The organism is Streptomyces sp. NPDC005402, assembly GCF_040606575.1.
Taxonomy (GTDB): Bacteria; Actinomycetota; Actinomycetes; order Streptomycetales; family Streptomycetaceae; genus Streptomyces.
Genome location: NZ_JBEXFB010000016.1, coordinates 205062 through 221725 on the forward strand (window position 1 = coordinate 205062; position 16664 = coordinate 221725).

The window sequence follows — 16664 nt, forward strand, 5'->3', positions numbered from 1 at the left end:
GTAGAAAGTGCCTCTGACCAGCGAGAATGAGGATTGCTGAGGCCCTTGTTCCCGCCACCGCCGGAGGCACTTTCCAGGTGAAGAAGCGTATCGGATTCTGTCCGCGTGTCCGCGCGGAGGGCGGTGGTCGCGGCGTGGTTTCGCAGGCCGGTGCGGTGCTGCTGGTCGAGACGGCCCGCAAGGCCGGTCTGGATGCGGCGACGTCGGCGGCGCTTGAGCCGTGGCGCAAGCCGCGGGCGGTGCACGATCCGGGAAAGATCCTGCTCGATGTGGCGCTTGCCCTCGCGCTGGGCGGGGACTGCCTAGTACTCCAGTCGTAGTTGTGGATCTTGGTGGGCTGCCATCGGCAAGCTCCCGAGGCAAGCAGGCGGAGTGAGTACTCACTCCATACCCTCGTGGTCATGACAGCATCCAAGGAGAACCAGACCACTCGCCGCCGCGCCCCCGGCATGTCGCCGGAGCAGCGCCGCGAAATGATCATCCGGACCGCGATCCCGCTGATCACCGAGTACGGCTCCGCCGTGACGACCGCCAAGATCGCCCGCGCCGCGGGCATCGGCGAGGGCACGATCTTCCGCGTCTTCGCCGACAAGGACGAGCTGTTGCAAGCCTGCATTGCGGAGGCTCTCTCCCCTGAGCACGCGATCCGCGAACTGGGCGCGATCGACGTATCCCAGCCGCTGCCCGACCGGCTCGCGGAGGCGGCCGAGGCGCTGCAGGCGCAGATGGACCGGCTTGGCGCGATCATCGGCTCGCTGGGGCACGGCGGGGGCAAGCACCCCGGCACGGTGCGCGGCGCGGGCCGCGACGAGTCGACGACCCGTATCCGCGCGGCTCTCACGGAGCTGCTGGAGCCCGACAAGGCCGCCCTGCGCCGGCCGCCGGAGCAGATCGCGACCCTCTTCATCGGGCTGCTCTTCACCCAGCCGCGTACGGAGGACGAGCCCGACCTGACCTCGCAGGAACTGGTGGAGGTCTTCCTGCACGGGGCGCTCTCGGAGGTCGCCAAGTGAGCACGCGGAGAAGGCGCCTGAGGGTTACGGCCCTGGCCGTCCTGGCCTCCGTCCTGGTGTGGCTGGTCGCGGACCCACTGTTGAGGCACCGGCTGCGGATCGCCGACGGCGAGCAGACTCTCGGCATCGGCGCCGCGCCCGTGGCGGTTGTCGCACTGCTCGCGTCGCTCTCCGGCTGGGGACTCCTGGCCGCCCTGGAGCGGTTAGGGGTACGGCGTGCCCGCGCCATCTGGGCCGGGGGGGGGGCCGTCGCCGTACTGGCCGTGTCCTTCATGCCGCTCATCGGCGACGGCTTGGACGGCGGCACCCGGGTCTCCCTCGCTCTGATGCACCTGGCGGTGGCGGCGGTGCTGATCCCGGGGCTGGGCGGCAGGCCCCCGGGGCGGGAGCCGGTGCCGCCAGAGGGTGACCGTCAGCACCAAGTACGCCGCTAACAGCGCCGGATGGAGGCAGCCCTGCGGCCACCGGTGATCATCGGTGTGTGAAGACTGAAGATCAGGCGGTGGCCGCTGCTCACAGCGTAGACCCGGGCTGTTGGGACGATGACTTCGCAGGGTGATGCGGCGCATAGCCGGACGGTTCGTGCGTGCCGAACCCCGGCGTCGGGTGGGGAAGTTCGTCCGAGGGCTGCTGGCGGACCTGCCGCGGAAGAACTGCTGGACGATCGCGGAGTGGGCCGGTGAGGCCACACCGGATGGGATGCAGCATCTGCTGGAGCGGGCGAAGTGGGACGCGGACGCAGTCCGTGACGATCTGCGTGAGTACGTCGTCGACCACCTGGGCACCGAGCAGGCGGTGCTCATCGTCGACGAGACGGGCGATGTGAAGAAGGGGCAGGCGACGGTCGGGGGGCAGCGTCAGTACACCGGCACGGCGGGCAGGATCGAAGATGCGCAGGTGGCGGTCTACCCGGTGTATGGCACCGAGCGTGGGCACGCCGCTGTGGGCCGGGAGTTGTACCTGCCCCGCATCTGGGCCGAGGACCCTCAGCGATGCCGGGCGGCCGGGCTGGAGCCCGACACCACGCGCTTTGCGCCCAAGACGCAGCTGGCCGCAGTGATGATCGAGCGGTTCTGCGAGGCCGGGCACACGGTCGGCTGGGTGACCGGGGACGAGGTCTATGGAGGAAACCTTGCTCTGGCCCAGATGCTGGCCGAGCGCCAGATCGGGTCTGTCATGGCCGTCTCGTGCCGCACCGAAGTCCGCACGGCCGGTGGGAAGTTCCGTGTCGATTCACTGGTACGCAAGGTGCCGCGCACCGCCTGGCAGCGAATGTCCGCCGGAGGCGGTGCGAAAGGGCCGCGCCACTACGACTGGGCCGCCATCGACCTGCTCCCGGAGGCCATCGCGGGCGTCTACCGGCTGTTCATCCGCCGCAACCGCATCACCGGCGAACCCGGCGCGGGCGCTGGCTGTCGTACTCGGTCGGGATGACCATCACCTACGCCGTCCACCAGGCCGTCCTGAAGGTCCCGGCCTCGGCCTGGACGCCGGCCGTGGAACCCGACGGCGACATCCGCGACGGCACCTGGGTGGCGAACTCGCCGGCGACTGCCTGACGGGCTGGCCGAAGGGCCTGCGGCTGATCGTGCGCAAGGAGCGGCCGCACCCCGGTGCCCATTGCGTTTCACCGACGCCGACGGCATGCGGTTGACCTGCTTCGCCACCAACACGGCCAGCGAGGTGATCGCCGCCCTCGAACTGCGCCACCGGCAGCGGGCCCGCGCCGAGGACCGCATCCGCGCCGCCCGTGCCACCGGTCTGCGCAATCTCCCTCTCCACGACACCGCGCAGAACCAGATCTGGCTGGAGATCGTCCAGATCGCCCTCGACCTGCTGGCCTGGATGCCCCTACTCGCCCTGACCGGCCAAGCCCGACTCCGGGAGCCCCGCCGCCTGCGGCTTCGGCTGTTCTCCACCGCCGCCCAGCTCGTCACCACCGGCCGCCGCCGCTACCTCCGCCTGGCCAGGCACGGGCCCTGGACTGACGTGATCACCGATGCCCTGGACCGGCTCCAGGCCCTACCGAACCCTGGCTGACCAGTACATTCCCGCCCCTGCGAGCAGCACCAGCCCCACCGGAGCCGTGGAACCCGGCGCACACCCGACGCGACAGCCGGGCACTCAACCTGCAGACTCCGGAATTCCGCACCAACACTCGCCAGAAAGGGTCCGTCAGCAAGCTGACGGACCCTCATGCAAGATCGAGGCCAACGGTTATTTTGCAGCTTTTCTGTCACCGGTTTCTGCTTCGTGAACCTCGAAGGCGAGTAGACCGTCCTGTCTGACTCTGGCCAGATCGCGTCGACCGAGAACAGTTGATTCTGTCCGCGTGTCAGAGACGACCGGGCTGTCTCGTCTCAGGTTGCGAAGACAGGTTCTGAGAAGAACCCACCTCGATAACAGGGAGCTGGGCATGAGCGAGCGGACGGCACATCAGAAGGTCGCGCTGGTTACCGGGGCGAACAAGGGGATCGGTCGTGGGGTTGCCGAGCAACTTGCTGCGCTGGGCGTGGCGGTCCTGATCGGCGCCAGGGACCTGCGGCGTGGCGAGGAAGCCGCTGCGGCGGTGCGCGCGGCCGGCGGAGACGCGCACGCCGTCACGTTGGACGTCACCGACCAGGTCACCGTCCAGGAGGCCGCGAAGCAGGTTGAGGAGCGCTTCGGCTACCTCGACGTGTTGATCAACAACGCCGGCATTACCGGCTCCGGGCAGGTCTCGCCCTACGAGGCCCACGACCAAGTCCCCAGCTCTGTCGACTTGGACATGGTCCGGGCGGTGTTCGAGACCAACGTCTTCGGGGTGATTGCGGTGACCAACGCCATGCTGCCACTGCTGCGGCGGTCCCCGACGCCACGCGTCGTCAACGTCAGCAGTCATGCCGCGTCGTTGAGTCTCACCAGCAATCCGGACGGCCCCTTTGCGGCACTACTGCCGTCGGCTGCGTATTCGCCGTCCAAGAGCGCACTGACCGCGCTGACCGTGCAGTACGCCAATGAGCTGCGGAAGGACGGCATCCTTGTCAACGCAGTCGCCCCCGGCTTCGTCGCCACGGACAGCAACAATCACACCGGATTCCTTACGGTCGCGCAGGGTGCCGCAGGCGTGGTGCGCCTGGCCATGCTCGGCGCGGATGGCCCGACCGCCGGATTCTTCAGCGAGGAGGGCCCGGTGCCCTGGTGATGGTGGCCCTGGACAGCGGGGCCTTCTACGGGCCGGGCGCCATAGCCGGTCCGCAGGTGCCCGGCCCTGCTGCCAGCCACACGACAGGCAATGGTAATTGATGGCCGAGGGGCGCGGCTTCTCCAGCTGGGAGCCGGCGCCGCCCTCGTGGCGGCAGAGATTCAAGGAGGAGCCGGCGTGACGAAGACGGAAGAGTTTCAGGATTTGCGGCCGCTGCTGTTCTCGATCGCCTACCGGATCCTGGGGAGTGTGAGCGAGGCCGAGGACGCGGTCCAGGAGACCTGGCTGCGCTACCAGGCCACCTCCACCCAGCCCGGGTCGCCCAAGGCGTTCCTGTCGACCGTGGTCACCCGGATCTCGATCGACGTGCTGCGCTCAGCCCGCGTCCGGCGGGAGGAGTATGTCGGACCGTGGCTCCCCGAACCCCTGCTGACCGACCCGTACGAGGATCCGGCGCGGTCGGCGGAGCTGGCGGACTCGCTGTCGATGGCGGCCCTGCTCCTGCTGGAGAGGCTCACCCCTCTCGAACGCGCGGTCTTCGTGTTGCGGGAGGTGTTCGCCTTCGGCTTCCCGGAGATCGCATCGGCCGTGGGGCGATCGGAAGCGGCGTGCCACCAGCTCGCGGTGCGGGCGCGCCGTCACATGGACGCGGGCCGGGCCCGGTTCGAGGCGGACCGAAAGGAGCGCGAGGAACTCGCCGACCGGTTCTTTGACGCCTTTCGGGAAGGGGATGTCGACGGGCTGGCCGAGCTGCTGGCCGCCGACGTGTCGATGATCGGCGACAGTGGCGGCAAGGCCCCGCGGTTCAAGCCGGTCGTCCTCGGTGCCGGGCACGTGGGCCGGGTGCTCGCGGCGTTCGTGCCGCTGGTTATCAGGAGCGGTGGTGTTGTGGAGCCGCGGCAGGTGAACAGCCAGCCGGGCGCGATCTTCCGCGACCGGGACGGCCAGGTCCTCAGCATCTGGGCGCTCGACGTACTCGACGGCCAGATCCAGACGATCCACACGGTGAACAACCCCGATAAGCTCGGGCACGTCGGTCCCGTAGCGGACGCCTGGGTGGCTCTCCGCGAGGCGAATCAGGCAGACGGCCCAAAGGATTGACCGAAGAGCCGACTGCGCTCCAGGGTTGCAGGGGCTCAGGCCGACACCGGCGGGCTGGCGCAACGGAGGTGCCCGGGCTGTCCTCGCCCCCCGTACGGGTTGGCCGCGATGGTCGGCACCCACCAAGAGGCCATCTTGGGTGACACCTACCCGAGAAGCTCGAACCGGTTGCCACCGACACTCAGGGCGTTCTCGCTGGTCATCCTGGCTAGGGCTTTTTCCGGCGGATCATGCAGAACCGGCGCGTTCTGCCATTGGTCGGGTGGGATGGATCTTCTTCTACTTCCACGGCAGTTGATGCGATAGTCGCTGTTCGATCTACCACGTCATGGGAGCCGTCGTGATTCACGTCGAGGTCACTCAGCCCGTCAACGATCAGTCTCAGGCTGGTCAGTACGTGCTTGACCGTGACGAGGTGTGGGCTGGTCTTCGCAGCAAAGCGGAGAATGCTGTCCCGTTCGTTGCCGGAATGTCCGAGTGCACCGTACTGGAGCGCAGACAGGACGGCTTGGTGCGCGAGGTAGTGGTACGCGGTGAACGGATCCGCGAGGACGTCTCCTTCCAGGAAGGTCAGCGTGTCAGTTTCCACCGCCGGGACGACCGCGCTACGTGGGTGATTCACAACGAGATTGGTGAGGATGAGTCCGGCGGCCTGACCCTGACCTTCGCCAACGAGGTCCTGTTCCATGGCCAGGCAGCCGGGGCAGACCACGACAGCGAGGCCGCCGAGCGCATGCGTGTCAGCACCCTGCAGGTCGTGCAGAACACTCTGGACGTCATCCGAGGGATGTCCGCAGCGCGTGCCGCCGAGCACACCGGATAAACCGCACCGGCGGCCCGCTTGTTCAGATGCGGAGCCAGAGTCGGATTGCGGCGGCGGTTACGGTGCCGTGGAAGACGTAGGCGCGCTTGATGCCCCTATGGATGTCAATCGACAGGGGCTGGTTCCGGGGATCGCCTCTTGGATGTAAGGAGGACTTGGTAGATCTCGCGGGCCACGTAGCGTGTGAGGCATCGGATGGCTTCGCGTCGTGTCTTGCCCTCGGTGACGCGTCGTTCCACGTAAGAACGGGTGCGGGTGTCCCAGCGCAGACGGGCGATGACGATGGTGTAAAGCCAGGAAGGCCGTTCAGACAGTAGCCCGGTCGCGGAGCTGGGAATGGCGCAGCGTTTCGTTGAGGCGCTGGGCTTCTTCGAGCTGGTCTTCGAGGATGACGATGCGGCAGGCAGCCTCGATGGGAGTTCCCTGGTCGACGAGTGCGCGAGCGCGGGCGGCGATGCGCAGTTGGTAGCGGGAGTAGCGGCGGTGTCCGCCCGCGGAGCGCAGCGGGGTGATGAGGCGGGCTTCGCCGACGGCGCGCAGGAAGCTCTGGGTGGTGCCGAGCATTTCGGCGGCCCGGCCCATGGTGTAGGCGGGGTAGTCGTCATCGTCGAGACGGCTGAAGGAATCGTCTGCTGTCATCTCACCTCTCTGCGGAACGCGCGGAGGGGCCCTGGTGCCATCTCGCACCAGGGCCCCGAAGGAACTGCTACACCATCTGCCGGCCCCAGTAATGCGCCGGCCTTCTGTTTCCGCGTGTCCGGCCTGAACGCTGCCGGGGGTGCGGGGATCGCGGATGCGTGACCGGAGACCACCTCACTATCGATGTCCTGCGGTACCCGGACCCACTGCTCGCCCGGGCGATCCTGATGGCGCTCGGCTCCTCCGTTCTTCCCTCTGATCTGTCACTTGCCAAACCGGTACTGCTGGTGGCCTGGAACAGCGCCACTCTTCGGCAGCCAGCCCCGTCGCCCGTCCTGCATCTGCTCTGGCTTGGAACCCCACTGCCGAACTTCCCGGTACGCGCGCCCGCAGCCAAACGCCTTTACCGGGGTACCACTCGAACACTGCACTGCGGGTACTGCGGTCCTGCTCATGGCAGCCCCTGATCACTGCGGGCCACCCGGTCCGACCGTCAGTCCCGTCGCCCGTCCTGCAACAACCCTGGCTTCGGAACTCCACCGCCGCACCGTCCTGCACACTGCAACTGCGTACCGCTGCCCGGCAGTTCGTCTCTGCCGGACCCTTCTTGATCTCGACTACGAGAGAACCCATAACCGGCCCGTCTCCCAATGTCTACTCCGACCAACACAGATTTTCGTTGGCCCGGCTGCGAGATAGTCGCCCACGAACGGGGCATCGAACCCAGCCGACCACTGCCCCCTGCGGCTGGGGAGCGGCTCCGGTCGGCGCCCTTCGTCCCACCGGGCATCGCAACGCCCCATCCGGTGCCACTCGCGATCGGCCCCCTGAAGACCCGGCCCAACGCGGTTGGTGGATCCAGGACCGTGCAGGGGTGCCGTGAAGGCAGACTGGGCATTGACGATCCAAGACCGAGGTGACCTGATGGACACGGTGAGCGTCAACGCTCCAGCCGAGTGTTCCGCGAACGCCGTCGCCGACGCCCGCGATGCCACCCGGGACTCCTGGAAGCCCTGGGACAGCAGGAAATCGCAGCCGAAGAGGCCGACTCCGTCGTCTTGGTCGTCTCCGAACTCGTCACCAACGCCCTGCGTCTCGGCGGCGGAACCTGCACACTCCGCCTGACCACCCATCCCGACACCATTGAGGTGGCCGTCGACGACACCAGCCCGCGGACGCCTCGCATGCGCACCCCCGACCTGTCCGGCGAAACGGGGGGATTCGGCCGGCCCATGGTCAACCGCCTCGCCCGCGCCACCGCGGTGACCCCACGAAGGGCCGACGGGAAGACTGTGAGCGCACTTCTGGCCCGGTAGCACGGCGGTGCCGCCGGCTTCCCGCAGGAGAAGGACGACGTGTTGCACCTGCTCGACTTCCGCGCCGGTCGCTGCCGCGGAAGCCGTACGCGCGTGAGTCGGAGCACGGGCAGGGTGTGCGCTGGTTCGAACCGGGCTGGGCCTGGCGCACGACCTTGCGGACAATCAGGCTGGTCCCTTCAGCCGATGGGGGTGTTCAGTGCAGGACTGCGAGGTGGTCGGCGGCGCCTCCGCGCCACTCGATCATGAAGAGGGTGGCGTCGTCGCTGGTGCGCCCTCCCCGTTCCTTCTTCAGCGTGTGGGAGAGCCGGCGCAGATCCGCCCGCATTCCGTCTGACCGCTCCTGACCCAGGCGGTTGACGCAGTGGATGAGGCGTTCCTCACCGAAGGGCTGCCCGCCGTCGACGCGCTCCTCGATGATGCCGTCGGTGTAGCAGAGCACCCGGTCGCCCCGCTGGAGTGTGTGTTCTCTGACACGGGGCGTTTCGCCTCCGCAGCCGACGGGCAGGGTGGTCGCACTCTCCAGCTGCCGCAGGACCTGGCCGTCGCGGATCAGCAGGGGCGCGGGGTGGCCGGCGTTGACCAGTTCCAGCTCACCGGTGGCGATGTTCAGGTGCATGAGCTGCGCGGTGACGAAGTGATCGTCGCCGAACTGCCGGGAGATGGCTTGGTCCATGAACGCGTATTTCTCGGCCAGGCCGACGAACACGCGCCGGGCATGGCGGTAGGCGCCGATGGCGACGGTCGCCATCGCGGCGGCGTCCAGGTCGTGTCCCATCGCGTCGATCACGGCCATGTGCAGGACGTTGTCGTTGAGGGCGTAGTCGAAGCTGTCGCCGGCGACGCGGTAGGCAGGCTCCAGGATGCCGGCCAACTCGACCTGGGGCACGGTCATCGTCAGCGGCGGCAGCAGGCCCCACTGGATCTCCGCGGACACGCTCATCGGCTCCCGGCGCCGGGCCAGGACGAACTGGTCGGTGTAGGCGTTCTTGGTGACCAGCATGTCGGCCACCAAGCCGGCGAGCCGGCACAGCAGACGCCGGTCATCGTCATCGACGGTGTCCATGGTCAGGGCCAGGACGCCCACCTGATCACTGCCGTCCAGCAGGGGCAGATACATCCGCACGCCGCCACCGGCCCGTGATACCTCGACGACGTCCGCGCTCTGAAAGGCCCGGCCGGCCGGGGAGCCGACCACCGGCTCGGGCTGGCCCACGTGCAGTTTCCTGCCCGGAAACGGCACCAGCAGCTCCTGCGCATAGTCCTGGAGCAGGATGGACACCTCACGGCCGCCCATCTCCGCCACCCCCTCCGCGATCAGGGGGGCGATCAACTGCGGCGGCAACAACCGCACCCGGTCCAGCAGCACACCGAGCAGCCGCTCGCCGAAACCCTCCGACCGGTCCACGATCTCCTCGCCCATGGCCCGGTTCGCCACCGCCTTCCCGCCACTCGCACCAGTCACTGCCTGCGCACAACGTGACCTGCCCAAGCCGCCGGACGGCTCATTACGCCACGCGCGGCATGTCGGCCCGCGCTGCCCGCAGCTGCGCATTCCCCGCCCCCGAAGCGCCTCGCCCCGAGGATGATCGAGCTGCCATGCTGCTAGGAGGCTCCGCCAACCTAAAACCGCAGTTCAAAGGGCTGGTGTGCTCGTCTCGGGCAGTGCTCGCGCTGGTCATGGGCGACTGTCTGCGGAGTAGATCATCTGGCGGAGTCGTCTCGGGGGGATCAAGCGTCAGGACAAGTCAATGGCAGTTCGAGCTAACGATCGGGCAGGGTGGACGGATGCCTGAGTCGCCCTTGCCTGGAGGTTTCGTCAATGCGGTCGTTCGTGTCGGGGACACGGTGCGCCGTCCAGTTTCGGCTCGCACGAGGTTCGTGGGTGATCTGCTGAGGCTGTTTGAAGCCCGTGGCTGGAGTGGTGCTCCGCGATATTTCGGTGTGGACGACGAGGGTCGTGAAGTTCTCAGCTACCTCGAGGGGCATGTGGCATGGGAGCCGCGACAGCCTGCCGCTGTCTCATCCGACGAGAGTTTGGTGACGGTCGCCCGGCTCGTGCGTGAGTTCCACGACCTGACGGCTGGTACCCCGCTGGCCGGCGACCAAGAGGTCGTGTGCCACAACGACCTGTCGCCCAAGAACACGGTCTATCGCCTGTGTGGTGGCGAGCTTCGGCCAGCGGCATTCATCGACTGGGACCTTGCTGCGCCGGGCGGGCGGATCCATGACATCGCTCATGTCTGCTGGCAGTACCTCGAACTGGGCCATTCGGTCACGGATGTCGAGGAGGTAGCCCGGCGCATGCGGCTGATCGTTGACAGCTACGAGTTGTCCGACCGGCAACGTCTCGTGTCCACGATCTTGTGGTGGCAGGACCGGTGCTGGCGGGGCATCGAGTCCCAGGCTGATGCGGGTGACGTCGCCATGGCCCGGCTCCGTGACGCAGGGGCGGTGAGGCAAGTTCGGGCGGCCTATCAGTGGGTTTCCGATCACCGGGGTGCATTGGAACGCTCAGTACGGTGAGCGCGTGAGTAACGGCCGCGGTCGGTTCGCTGGTTCCTTCACGTGACGGTCGGACGGCCTTCTACGATCCGACGCATGCTGGATCCCGAACTGCTGGAACGGATCACCGCGCGCCGTGCGGAACTGGACGAACTCGAAGAACAGCTGGCCAAGCAGTTGGAGGAGGTGCGGGCCGAGCGGGACGAACTCGCCGTCGCCGAACGCGTCCTTGAGCGGGTGAGCGAGCAGCTCGCCGACGAACGCGCCTCGGCCGCCCAGGCGCCGGGGCAGGTGGGCGGCCATGCGGTGATGCTGATCCCGCACCGCACTCCGGACGTGGAGGAGACCGTGCTCCCGCCTGACTACCAGCGCATCCTCGCTGCCGTGCGACAGGCCGCCGGACCGGTCATGGCCCGCCAGGTCGGCGAGATGCTGGGAGTCGACGTCACCGCGCGGGCCAAGCTGGAACCGCTGCGCGGGAGACTGGTCAGACTCGTCGATCGCGGCTGGCTGCGCGTACTGCCCGATGGCCGCTTCACCACCTGCCTCTGACCGGGGACGCTATCGCCGCCAGTGGCGCGCCGTAGGCGTTACCACGGTGCCCCCGGCCGCCGTTGGATTTGTGTGACGAAAACCAAGGAACGCGCCGAGGACACCTGCCCGCTTATTTACCAATGCCGTCTGCCGCTGTCCACGCGCACCGTCGACCACCTCGCAGATCTCCTGCGTCGCCACCTGAAGGCGATACGGTCCCGGTGGCGGATCCTGCCGCCCGGGAAGATCGCGGTGATCGTCCTGGCCGTGCTCCGCCACGACCAGCGCCTGGCCGACATGGCTGGCGGCAACAACGTCTCCGAGTCCACCATCCGCCGCTGGCGCGACGAGCTGATCACCCTCCTCGCTGCCCAGGCCTCGCGCCTGGACCGCGCCCTGAAGAAGGTCGCCAAGCAGGGCGGGGAGGTGGTCCTGATCGACGGCACATCCCCACCCAGCGCCCCACCGGAAAGGCCGACCGGCGCAACTACTCCGAAAGCACCACCATCACGGCCTTCACTTCCTCGCCCTGACCGACGAGAGAGGCCGCCTGATCTGGATATCAGCCGCCAGGCCCGGCCGCACCCACGACAACACCGCCGCCCGCCACGGCAGGTCAGCGCCGCGGCGTCCGACCCGGCGCGCAGGGCGCTCTTTTAAGCCGTTCACCTATGCATCCGCTGTCAACAGCCGCGCGAACGGCACATGGTGGCAGCTCTGGCTGATTCCATACCAACGAGTGTCGCAGGTCAGACGCGGTACCTTGCACACGATGATCGTGATCACGAGGATACTTGCGGTGGTTGCACGCCCCATCAAAGCCTGATCATGCCGCAAGTGATCAACCGTTAGGCGGCGGACTCCATGAGGAGGATGATGGCAAGACATACGAGCACGAGGCCGATGACTCCCTCTATGAGACGACCTACACGGGGCGAGCTGAGAAACCGACCGACGGACGAGGCGAGCACCGCAATGAAGGGAAACCACAGCAGGCCGCAGACAATGACGATCCCGCTGAGAACCAGCGTCATGGGCACGAATGGCGCGTCGCGGGGTATGAACTGTGGCATGAGGCTGAGGAACAATATGGGCGCTTTAGGATTAGCCGCATTGGTAATAAATCCTTGCAGCACGAACGGACGCAGCCGGGTTTGCTGTGTGGTCACAGTGATGACCCCGCCCGCCGGGTTCGGCGAGCGCTCCAGTCCTTCGTCTGGCGTCGCGGTGGAGTGCTGTGGTCCGCGTGCACACGTGGCCAGCGCCTTTCCTCCCAGGTAAAGCAGGTAGGCGGCGCCGATTAGCTTCACGATGAGGAACAACAAATCAGAAGCTACAAGCAGGGCTGCGAGTCCCACAGCGGCAAGGGTCGTGTGGAGTGCGAGCCCGCACACAATGCCTATTCCGGTAGCTAGTCCTGCCCGTCGTGAGCCGAGGGCGTTGCGCAGCACAACGGCGAGATCAGCTCCCGGCATCACGATGATGCCGGCGGCCACCCCGGAAAAGGCGAGGACTTCACTTGTCATGACCACCTCGAAGGCTTTGGTTTCCAGCCGGCCTGCGTCCATGAACGAGATTTGAGGGCGCGTCTGGGAGGGGAAAGATCGATGGGAGAATGGGATGCGGCGCTTAATGCAATGTTGCGTCCCGAGTATGGGGTTCGGCGGCCTCCCGATGGGCTGGTCGCACAGTGGGGAATGTATTGATCTGGCATGCCGGGTCGCAGCCGCTCAGGGAGCGGAGCAGAATCGCGAACTTTTCGGCGGCTTAAGGAGTGGAGGAAATCATGCAGGACTTGAACCGCCTGCTCGCGTTGGTCGCGGTGGCGGAAACTGGTTCGATCTCCGCAGCAGCGGCGAAGCTGGGGTATACGCCGCCTGCGCTGAGCCAGCAGATGGCCAAACTTGAACGGGAAGTCCGCATGCCACTGCTGGTGCGGCACCGGCGCGGTGCGCGTTTGACAGCCGCAGGCGAGCTGCTGGTTCAGCGCAGTCGTGAGATCGAGGAAATCTTGCGCACCGCGGAGCTCGAGCTCATGCAGTTCCTGGACATGTCGGGAGGGCATCTGCGCATCGGCAGCTTCACCACCGGGGGCATTCATCTGCTCCCGCCAGTGCTCGCGGCGCTGCGGCGCAGGCATCCGGGAATCGCCATTTCTATGCAGGAGTTCGAGCCGCCTGAAGGGTATGAGCCCCTGGCCGAGGCGAGATCGACCTGCTCTTGACCCACTCCTACCGCCACGGTCACCAGCGCCCTGTCCCAACCGGGCTAAATTCCGAGATCTTGCTGGAAGAGGAACTGGTTTTGATCGCGGAGGCCGGGCACCCTCTGACAGCCGACAAGACACCTCTGCACTGGACTGCGCTGGCTGGTATCCCGCTGATCAGTGGACGAGCAGGGTTGGCGAACCGTGAAGCCCTGGAGGCTCTGTTCGCGAGCAGCTCCATGGCTCCTCCCTTGGTCGCTTTCGAAACGTCGAACTACTCGGTGGCGTGCGCGCTCGCCAGCAGCGGCGTTGGCGTCGCTTGTGTCCCAGAGATGGCAGCGGAGGCTAGTCCTGCGCCCATCAGCATGCGTCGCTTCGCTTCGCCGGCTCTGCAGCGCACCATCAGCCTGCTGTGGCGTTCCACGGACAGCACTCCGCTGCTGGGCACGGCGCGGAGCATGCTCCAGAAGGCCTTCGCGCGCCCGCCGGGGGAGCAGTACACAGTCTCAGACCAGGGCTAGGGCTAGTCGTCACTGTCCCAGTCCGGAGTCATGTCGCGGGCGATCTGGATGTCGCTGCTCGAAGCTGAGGGCGGAACCATCGGCCAAACCATTTCCACCTCGTCCACCACAAAATCTATGACAACGGGACGATCGTCGACTCCGGCTGCCTTGTGGATCACGGAGTCGAGCTCGTACTGCCGGGAGCAGCGCAGCCCGAGGCACCCGTATGACTCGGCGACCGCCACATAGTCAGGAATCCCGTGCCGGCCGATGTCGGTACCGAAATGGCGCTCGGCGTAGTGAAGTGCTTGAAGCTGACGCACCATGCCGAGGGTGGAGTTGTTGATCACCGCGACCTTCAGAGGGATTCTGGCCGCCGCGGCCGTCATCAGGGAACGGCCTGTCATCTGGAAGCAGCCGTCGCCGTCAATGGCCCAAACCGCGGTTCCCGGTCTACCCGTAGCGGCGCCGATCGCTGCCGGCACGGCGTACCCCATGGTGCCCGCGCCGCCGGAGTTCAGCAGGCTACGAGGATGCTCTAGGCGTAGGAACTGGCTCGCCCACATCTGGTGTTGGCCAACGCCTGCGACGTAGATGGCTTCCGGACCCACGATGCGGCCGATGCGCTCGATCACCTCCTGCGGGACGAGAGAACCGTCGTCGGCAGGTCTGTAGCCGAGGGGATAGCGCTCCGCCCACTTTGCCAGCCTGTTCCGCCAGGGCAGGTACCGCTCGTGCAGTTGTACGGCGGACGGCTGGCTGACCTCGGCGAGTGCCCGCTTGACTGCCTCGACCAGCCCCAGCGCGACCCACTTGGCGTCGCCGACGATGGGCACATCCGCCCTGCGATTCTTGCCTATCTCCGCGGCATCAACATCGGCGTGAACCACCCTTGCACAAGGGGCGAACGTGGCCGGATCGCCAGTGACCCGGTCGTCGAAGCGAGCGCCCAACGCGATGACGAGGTCAGATTCCTGGAGTGCGCCGACGGCCGGGACCGAGCCATGCAGGCCGGGCATCCCGATATTGAGCGGATGCGAGTGGGGCAGAGCTCCGCGGCCCATCAGCGTGGTGACTACAGGTATACCGGCAAACTCAGCGAGCTCCCGCAGGGCGTGCGAGGCATCGGCCTTGATGACACCGCCGCCCACGTACATGATCGGACGGCTCGAGCCTATGAGGGGCTCCGCCGCCTCCTTTAGCCGGCGGGCCGAGGGTTTGGCCGGCGGACGAAAACCCGGCAGCTCGACCCCTGGTTGGGGAGACGGGACAGCGCCGCGCATCTGCAGAAGGGAAGGAGCGATGTCGACGAGCACCGGGCCGGGACGGCCCGTGGATGCTATGTGAAACGCCTCCTGGATAGCGGCTGCCAGTCGTTCGAACTCGGTGATGCGGAAGCTGTGCTTGGTAATGGGGAGCATCATTCCCCAGGTGTCGTCATCGTGCTCGCTGAAGGCCAGTGCTACCACGGGCACGGAGTCCATGTGCGCGTCGTACAGCGGCGTCACCAGCTCGGTTATCCCAGCTCCGGGCGTGGCCAGGCATACTCCGGTCCTGCCCGTGGCCGTCGCGTACCCACTCGCCGCGTGCCCGGCGTCCTGTCCGTGCGGAAGCAGGAGAACTTCCGGCCCAGAAGCCGGGTTACCTGACCGCAGCAGGAGCCGGGCAGCGTGGGCAGTACTGAACACCGCGTCCACGCCCGTCTTCAACAGCGCACCCACGACAGCCTGTGCACCAGTGACGACATCCGGCATTGCTAGCTCTCCCCGTTGAAATCCACATGCGCCGCGGTATATCCGATACGCAAACGGCCCGACTTCGTTTTGATGGAGCGAATAACAACGCCGGTTAGCAGGCCAAGATGGGAGACGTGAGTGCCGCCGCAGAACTCGCTTGCAAGCCCTTCGATAGTGATGGTGCGTTTACCGTCCTGCTCGCCCGTGGTCACCGGCAGTGCTTCGGCAATAGCCTTCTCAAGTCCGGCGGTAAGAGTGTCCACCAGTTCGTCCTTGTCGAAAACCACATTATTCACTGCGTACTCGATGCGTGCCTGGCCAGGAAAGTGGTTGTTTCCAGTGTGAGAGAAGCCGTGCGGCCGAGCAAGGGCGTCCACCAGGTGGCCGGCGGTGTGCAGTGCCGCATGCAGCCGGCGCAGTTCGGGGTCGACGCGGCTGGACACCCGGAGGCTCTCGGTGAACAGCGGCACAGGTTCGTCAGTTTCAGACAACAAGGTCAGCCACACCCACCCGGATTCGGCATCCTTGGTCGGTAGGACCCTTACGTCGGCCACAGTGCCCCGATCATCGGGCTGCCCACCCCCCTGGGGGTGGAAAACGTTCTCAGCAAGAGCGATTCGCGTGCACTCGGTGGACGTATCGACACCGATGATCTCTGTGTCGATTCCGTACCGATACGTGTCCACCAAATAGATCTGACTCTGCTGCGTCACAAGATTCGCCTCTGCATTCATGGTGCTGTCGACGCGCGCAATCCCAATGCCTGCACGAAGAAGGCAACCTAGGACCCCTCAGGTCGGGATGCATGCCTGACCCATCCTTTCAGAAGGGCAGGAGTTCTCTGTAGGTCGGCTTCATTAAGAGGGGACTAAAGAAACAGTGAAAGCACAAATTGGCACGTATGTCCTAACTCAAGAATTTTATGCCACAAAGTCAGCCCTGCTCATCCGCCCTAGGTGCCCTAGCCTTGCCCACAAGGCGGGATATCCGTCTCGAATACCGATACGCACGGAGGGAAAGCGATGGGTAGGACACTCGCGGAGAAGGTCTGGGACGACCATGTCGTCCGGCGCGCCGAGGGCGAGCCCGACCTCCTCTACATCG

General features: G+C 66.5%; 15 protein-coding genes and 5 pseudogenes. 15 read left to right on the top strand and 5 right to left on the bottom strand.

Translation table 11 applies throughout. The annotated features are described in order from the left end of the window. Window positions 1-77 precede the first annotated feature (77 nt). From ABZT02_RS29135 to ABZT02_RS29170, 8 genes and pseudogenes are all read left to right on the top strand, one after another. Window positions 78-305 (top strand): annotated as a pseudogene (locus tag ABZT02_RS29135) (transposase); the annotation flags it as partial. Between the two features lie 96 nt (window positions 306-401). Further along, a complete protein-coding gene (locus tag ABZT02_RS29140) occupies window positions 402-1013 on the top strand; it encodes a TetR/AcrR family transcriptional regulator (RefSeq protein ID WP_356022498.1) in 612 nt (203 codons plus the stop codon). Then, window positions 1010-1447, top strand: coding sequence for a DUF6069 family protein (locus tag ABZT02_RS29145; protein ID WP_356022500.1), 438 nt, complete (start codon window positions 1010-1012; stop codon window positions 1445-1447). Before ABZT02_RS29140 ends, ABZT02_RS29145 begins: the two co-directional genes overlap by 4 nt. Window positions 1448-1571: 124 nt before the next feature. After that, window positions 1572-2408: pseudogene (locus ABZT02_RS29150) on the top strand (IS701 family transposase); the annotation flags it as partial. A gap of 2 nt (window positions 2409-2410) precedes the next feature. Next, window positions 2411-3053, top strand: a pseudogene (locus ABZT02_RS29155) (transposase); the annotation flags it as partial. Window positions 3054-3429: 376 nt separating this feature from the next. Continuing rightward, window positions 3430-4197, top strand: coding sequence for an SDR family NAD(P)-dependent oxidoreductase (locus ABZT02_RS29160; protein WP_356022502.1), 768 nt, complete (start codon window positions 3430-3432; stop codon window positions 4195-4197). Window positions 4198-4374: 177 nt separating this feature from the next. Then, the gene (locus ABZT02_RS29165) at window positions 4375-5298 is read left to right on the top strand and encodes an RNA polymerase sigma-70 factor (protein ID WP_356022548.1); all 924 of its coding nucleotides are present in this window, start codon (window positions 4375-4377) and stop codon (window positions 5296-5298) included. A gap of 340 nt (window positions 5299-5638) precedes the next feature. Then, complete coding sequence (locus ABZT02_RS29170; RefSeq protein WP_356022505.1) at window positions 5639-6121, top strand: SRPBCC family protein; 483 nt, start codon at window positions 5639-5641, stop codon at window positions 6119-6121. 306 nt (window positions 6122-6427) lie between these two features. Here the strand turns inward: ABZT02_RS29170 and ABZT02_RS29175 are convergent, their stop codons facing one another. Continuing rightward, on the bottom strand, window positions 6428-6760 hold the full coding sequence (locus tag ABZT02_RS29175; RefSeq protein ID WP_356022508.1) for a MerR family transcriptional regulator: 333 nt from the start codon (window positions 6758-6760) through the stop codon (window positions 6428-6430). A gap of 924 nt (window positions 6761-7684) precedes the next feature. Here ABZT02_RS29175 and ABZT02_RS29180 point away from each other — a divergent pair. After that, a pseudogene (locus ABZT02_RS29180) lies at window positions 7685-8076 on the top strand (ATP-binding protein). Window positions 8077-8272: 196 nt separating this feature from the next. On the opposite strand, the gene ABZT02_RS29185 reads toward ABZT02_RS29180, so the two are convergent. Further along, complete coding sequence (locus ABZT02_RS29185; protein ID WP_356022551.1) at window positions 8273-9499, bottom strand: PP2C family protein-serine/threonine phosphatase; 1227 nt, start codon at window positions 9497-9499, stop codon at window positions 8273-8275. 458 nt (window positions 9500-9957) lie between these two features. Between ABZT02_RS29185 and ABZT02_RS29190 the strand changes: the two genes are divergently transcribed. The 4 genes and pseudogenes from ABZT02_RS29190 to ABZT02_RS29205 all read left to right on the top strand — a co-directional run. After that, window positions 9958-10602 (top strand): phosphotransferase, encoded by a 645-nt coding sequence (locus ABZT02_RS29190; RefSeq protein ID WP_356022510.1) that lies wholly within the window; start codon window positions 9958-9960, stop codon window positions 10600-10602. Between the two features lie 75 nt (window positions 10603-10677). Further along, window positions 10678-11133: a hypothetical protein gene (locus tag ABZT02_RS29195; RefSeq protein ID WP_356022513.1), complete on the top strand. Its 456-nt coding sequence runs from the start codon at window positions 10678-10680 to the stop codon at window positions 11131-11133. A 72-nt stretch (window positions 11134-11205) separates the two neighbouring features. Then, entirely contained in the window at window positions 11206-11775 is a 570-nt protein-coding gene (locus tag ABZT02_RS29200; RefSeq protein ID WP_356022515.1) for a hypothetical protein, read from the top strand. After that, window positions 11663-11941 (top strand): annotated as a pseudogene (locus ABZT02_RS29205) (hypothetical protein); the annotation flags it as partial. The gene ABZT02_RS29200 and the pseudogene ABZT02_RS29205, both read left to right, overlap by 113 nt. Before the next feature lie 22 nt (window positions 11942-11963). Here ABZT02_RS29205 and ABZT02_RS29210 read toward each other — a convergent pair. Further along, window positions 11964-12683: a LysE family translocator gene (locus ABZT02_RS29210; protein ID WP_356022518.1), complete on the bottom strand. Its 720-nt coding sequence runs from the start codon at window positions 12681-12683 to the stop codon at window positions 11964-11966. Window positions 12684-12901: 218 nt separating this feature from the next. Between ABZT02_RS29210 and ABZT02_RS29215 the strand changes: the two genes are divergently transcribed. Beyond that, entirely contained in the window at window positions 12902-13339 is a 438-nt protein-coding gene (locus ABZT02_RS29215; protein WP_356022520.1) for a LysR family transcriptional regulator, read from the top strand. Then, window positions 13336-13842: a LysR family transcriptional regulator substrate-binding protein gene (locus ABZT02_RS29220; protein ID WP_356022523.1), complete on the top strand. Its 507-nt coding sequence runs from the start codon at window positions 13336-13338 to the stop codon at window positions 13840-13842. Before ABZT02_RS29215 ends, ABZT02_RS29220 begins: the two co-directional genes overlap by 4 nt. 2 nt (window positions 13843-13844) lie before the next feature. On the opposite strand, the gene ABZT02_RS29225 is transcribed toward ABZT02_RS29220, so the two are convergent. After that, a complete protein-coding gene (locus tag ABZT02_RS29225; RefSeq protein WP_356022525.1) occupies window positions 13845-15578 on the bottom strand; it encodes a thiamine pyrophosphate-dependent enzyme in 1734 nt (577 codons plus the stop codon). Window positions 15579-15580: 2 nt separating this feature from the next. After that, window positions 15581-16273 (bottom strand): alanyl-tRNA synthetase, encoded by a 693-nt coding sequence (locus tag ABZT02_RS29230; RefSeq protein ID WP_356022528.1) that lies wholly within the window; start codon window positions 16271-16273, stop codon window positions 15581-15583. Between the last annotated feature and the right edge of the window lie 391 nt (window positions 16274-16664).

Coding starts and splice junctions, on each gene's coding strand:
- ABZT02_RS29140 (WP_356022498.1), top strand. CDS start 402: ATGACAGCATCCAAGGAGAACCAGACCACTCGCCGCCGCGCCCCCGGC.
- ABZT02_RS29160 (WP_356022502.1), top strand. CDS start 3,430: ATGAGCGAGCGGACGGCACATCAGAAGGTCGCGCTGGTTACCGGGGCG.
- ABZT02_RS29175 (WP_356022508.1), bottom strand. CDS start 6,760: ATGACAGCAGACGATTCCTTCAGCCGTCTCGACGATGACGACTACCCC.
- ABZT02_RS29210 (WP_356022518.1), bottom strand. CDS start 12,683: ATGGACGCAGGCCGGCTGGAAACCAAAGCCTTCGAGGTGGTCATGACA.
- ABZT02_RS29215 (WP_356022520.1), top strand. CDS start 12,902: ATGCAGGACTTGAACCGCCTGCTCGCGTTGGTCGCGGTGGCGGAAACT.
- ABZT02_RS29185 (WP_356022551.1), bottom strand. CDS start 9,499: ATGGGCGAGGAGATCGTGGACCGGTCGGAGGGTTTCGGCGAGCGGCTG.
- ABZT02_RS29195 (WP_356022513.1), top strand. CDS start 10,678: ATGCTGGATCCCGAACTGCTGGAACGGATCACCGCGCGCCGTGCGGAA.
- ABZT02_RS29225 (WP_356022525.1), bottom strand. CDS start 15,578: ATGCCGGATGTCGTCACTGGTGCACAGGCTGTCGTGGGTGCGCTGTTG.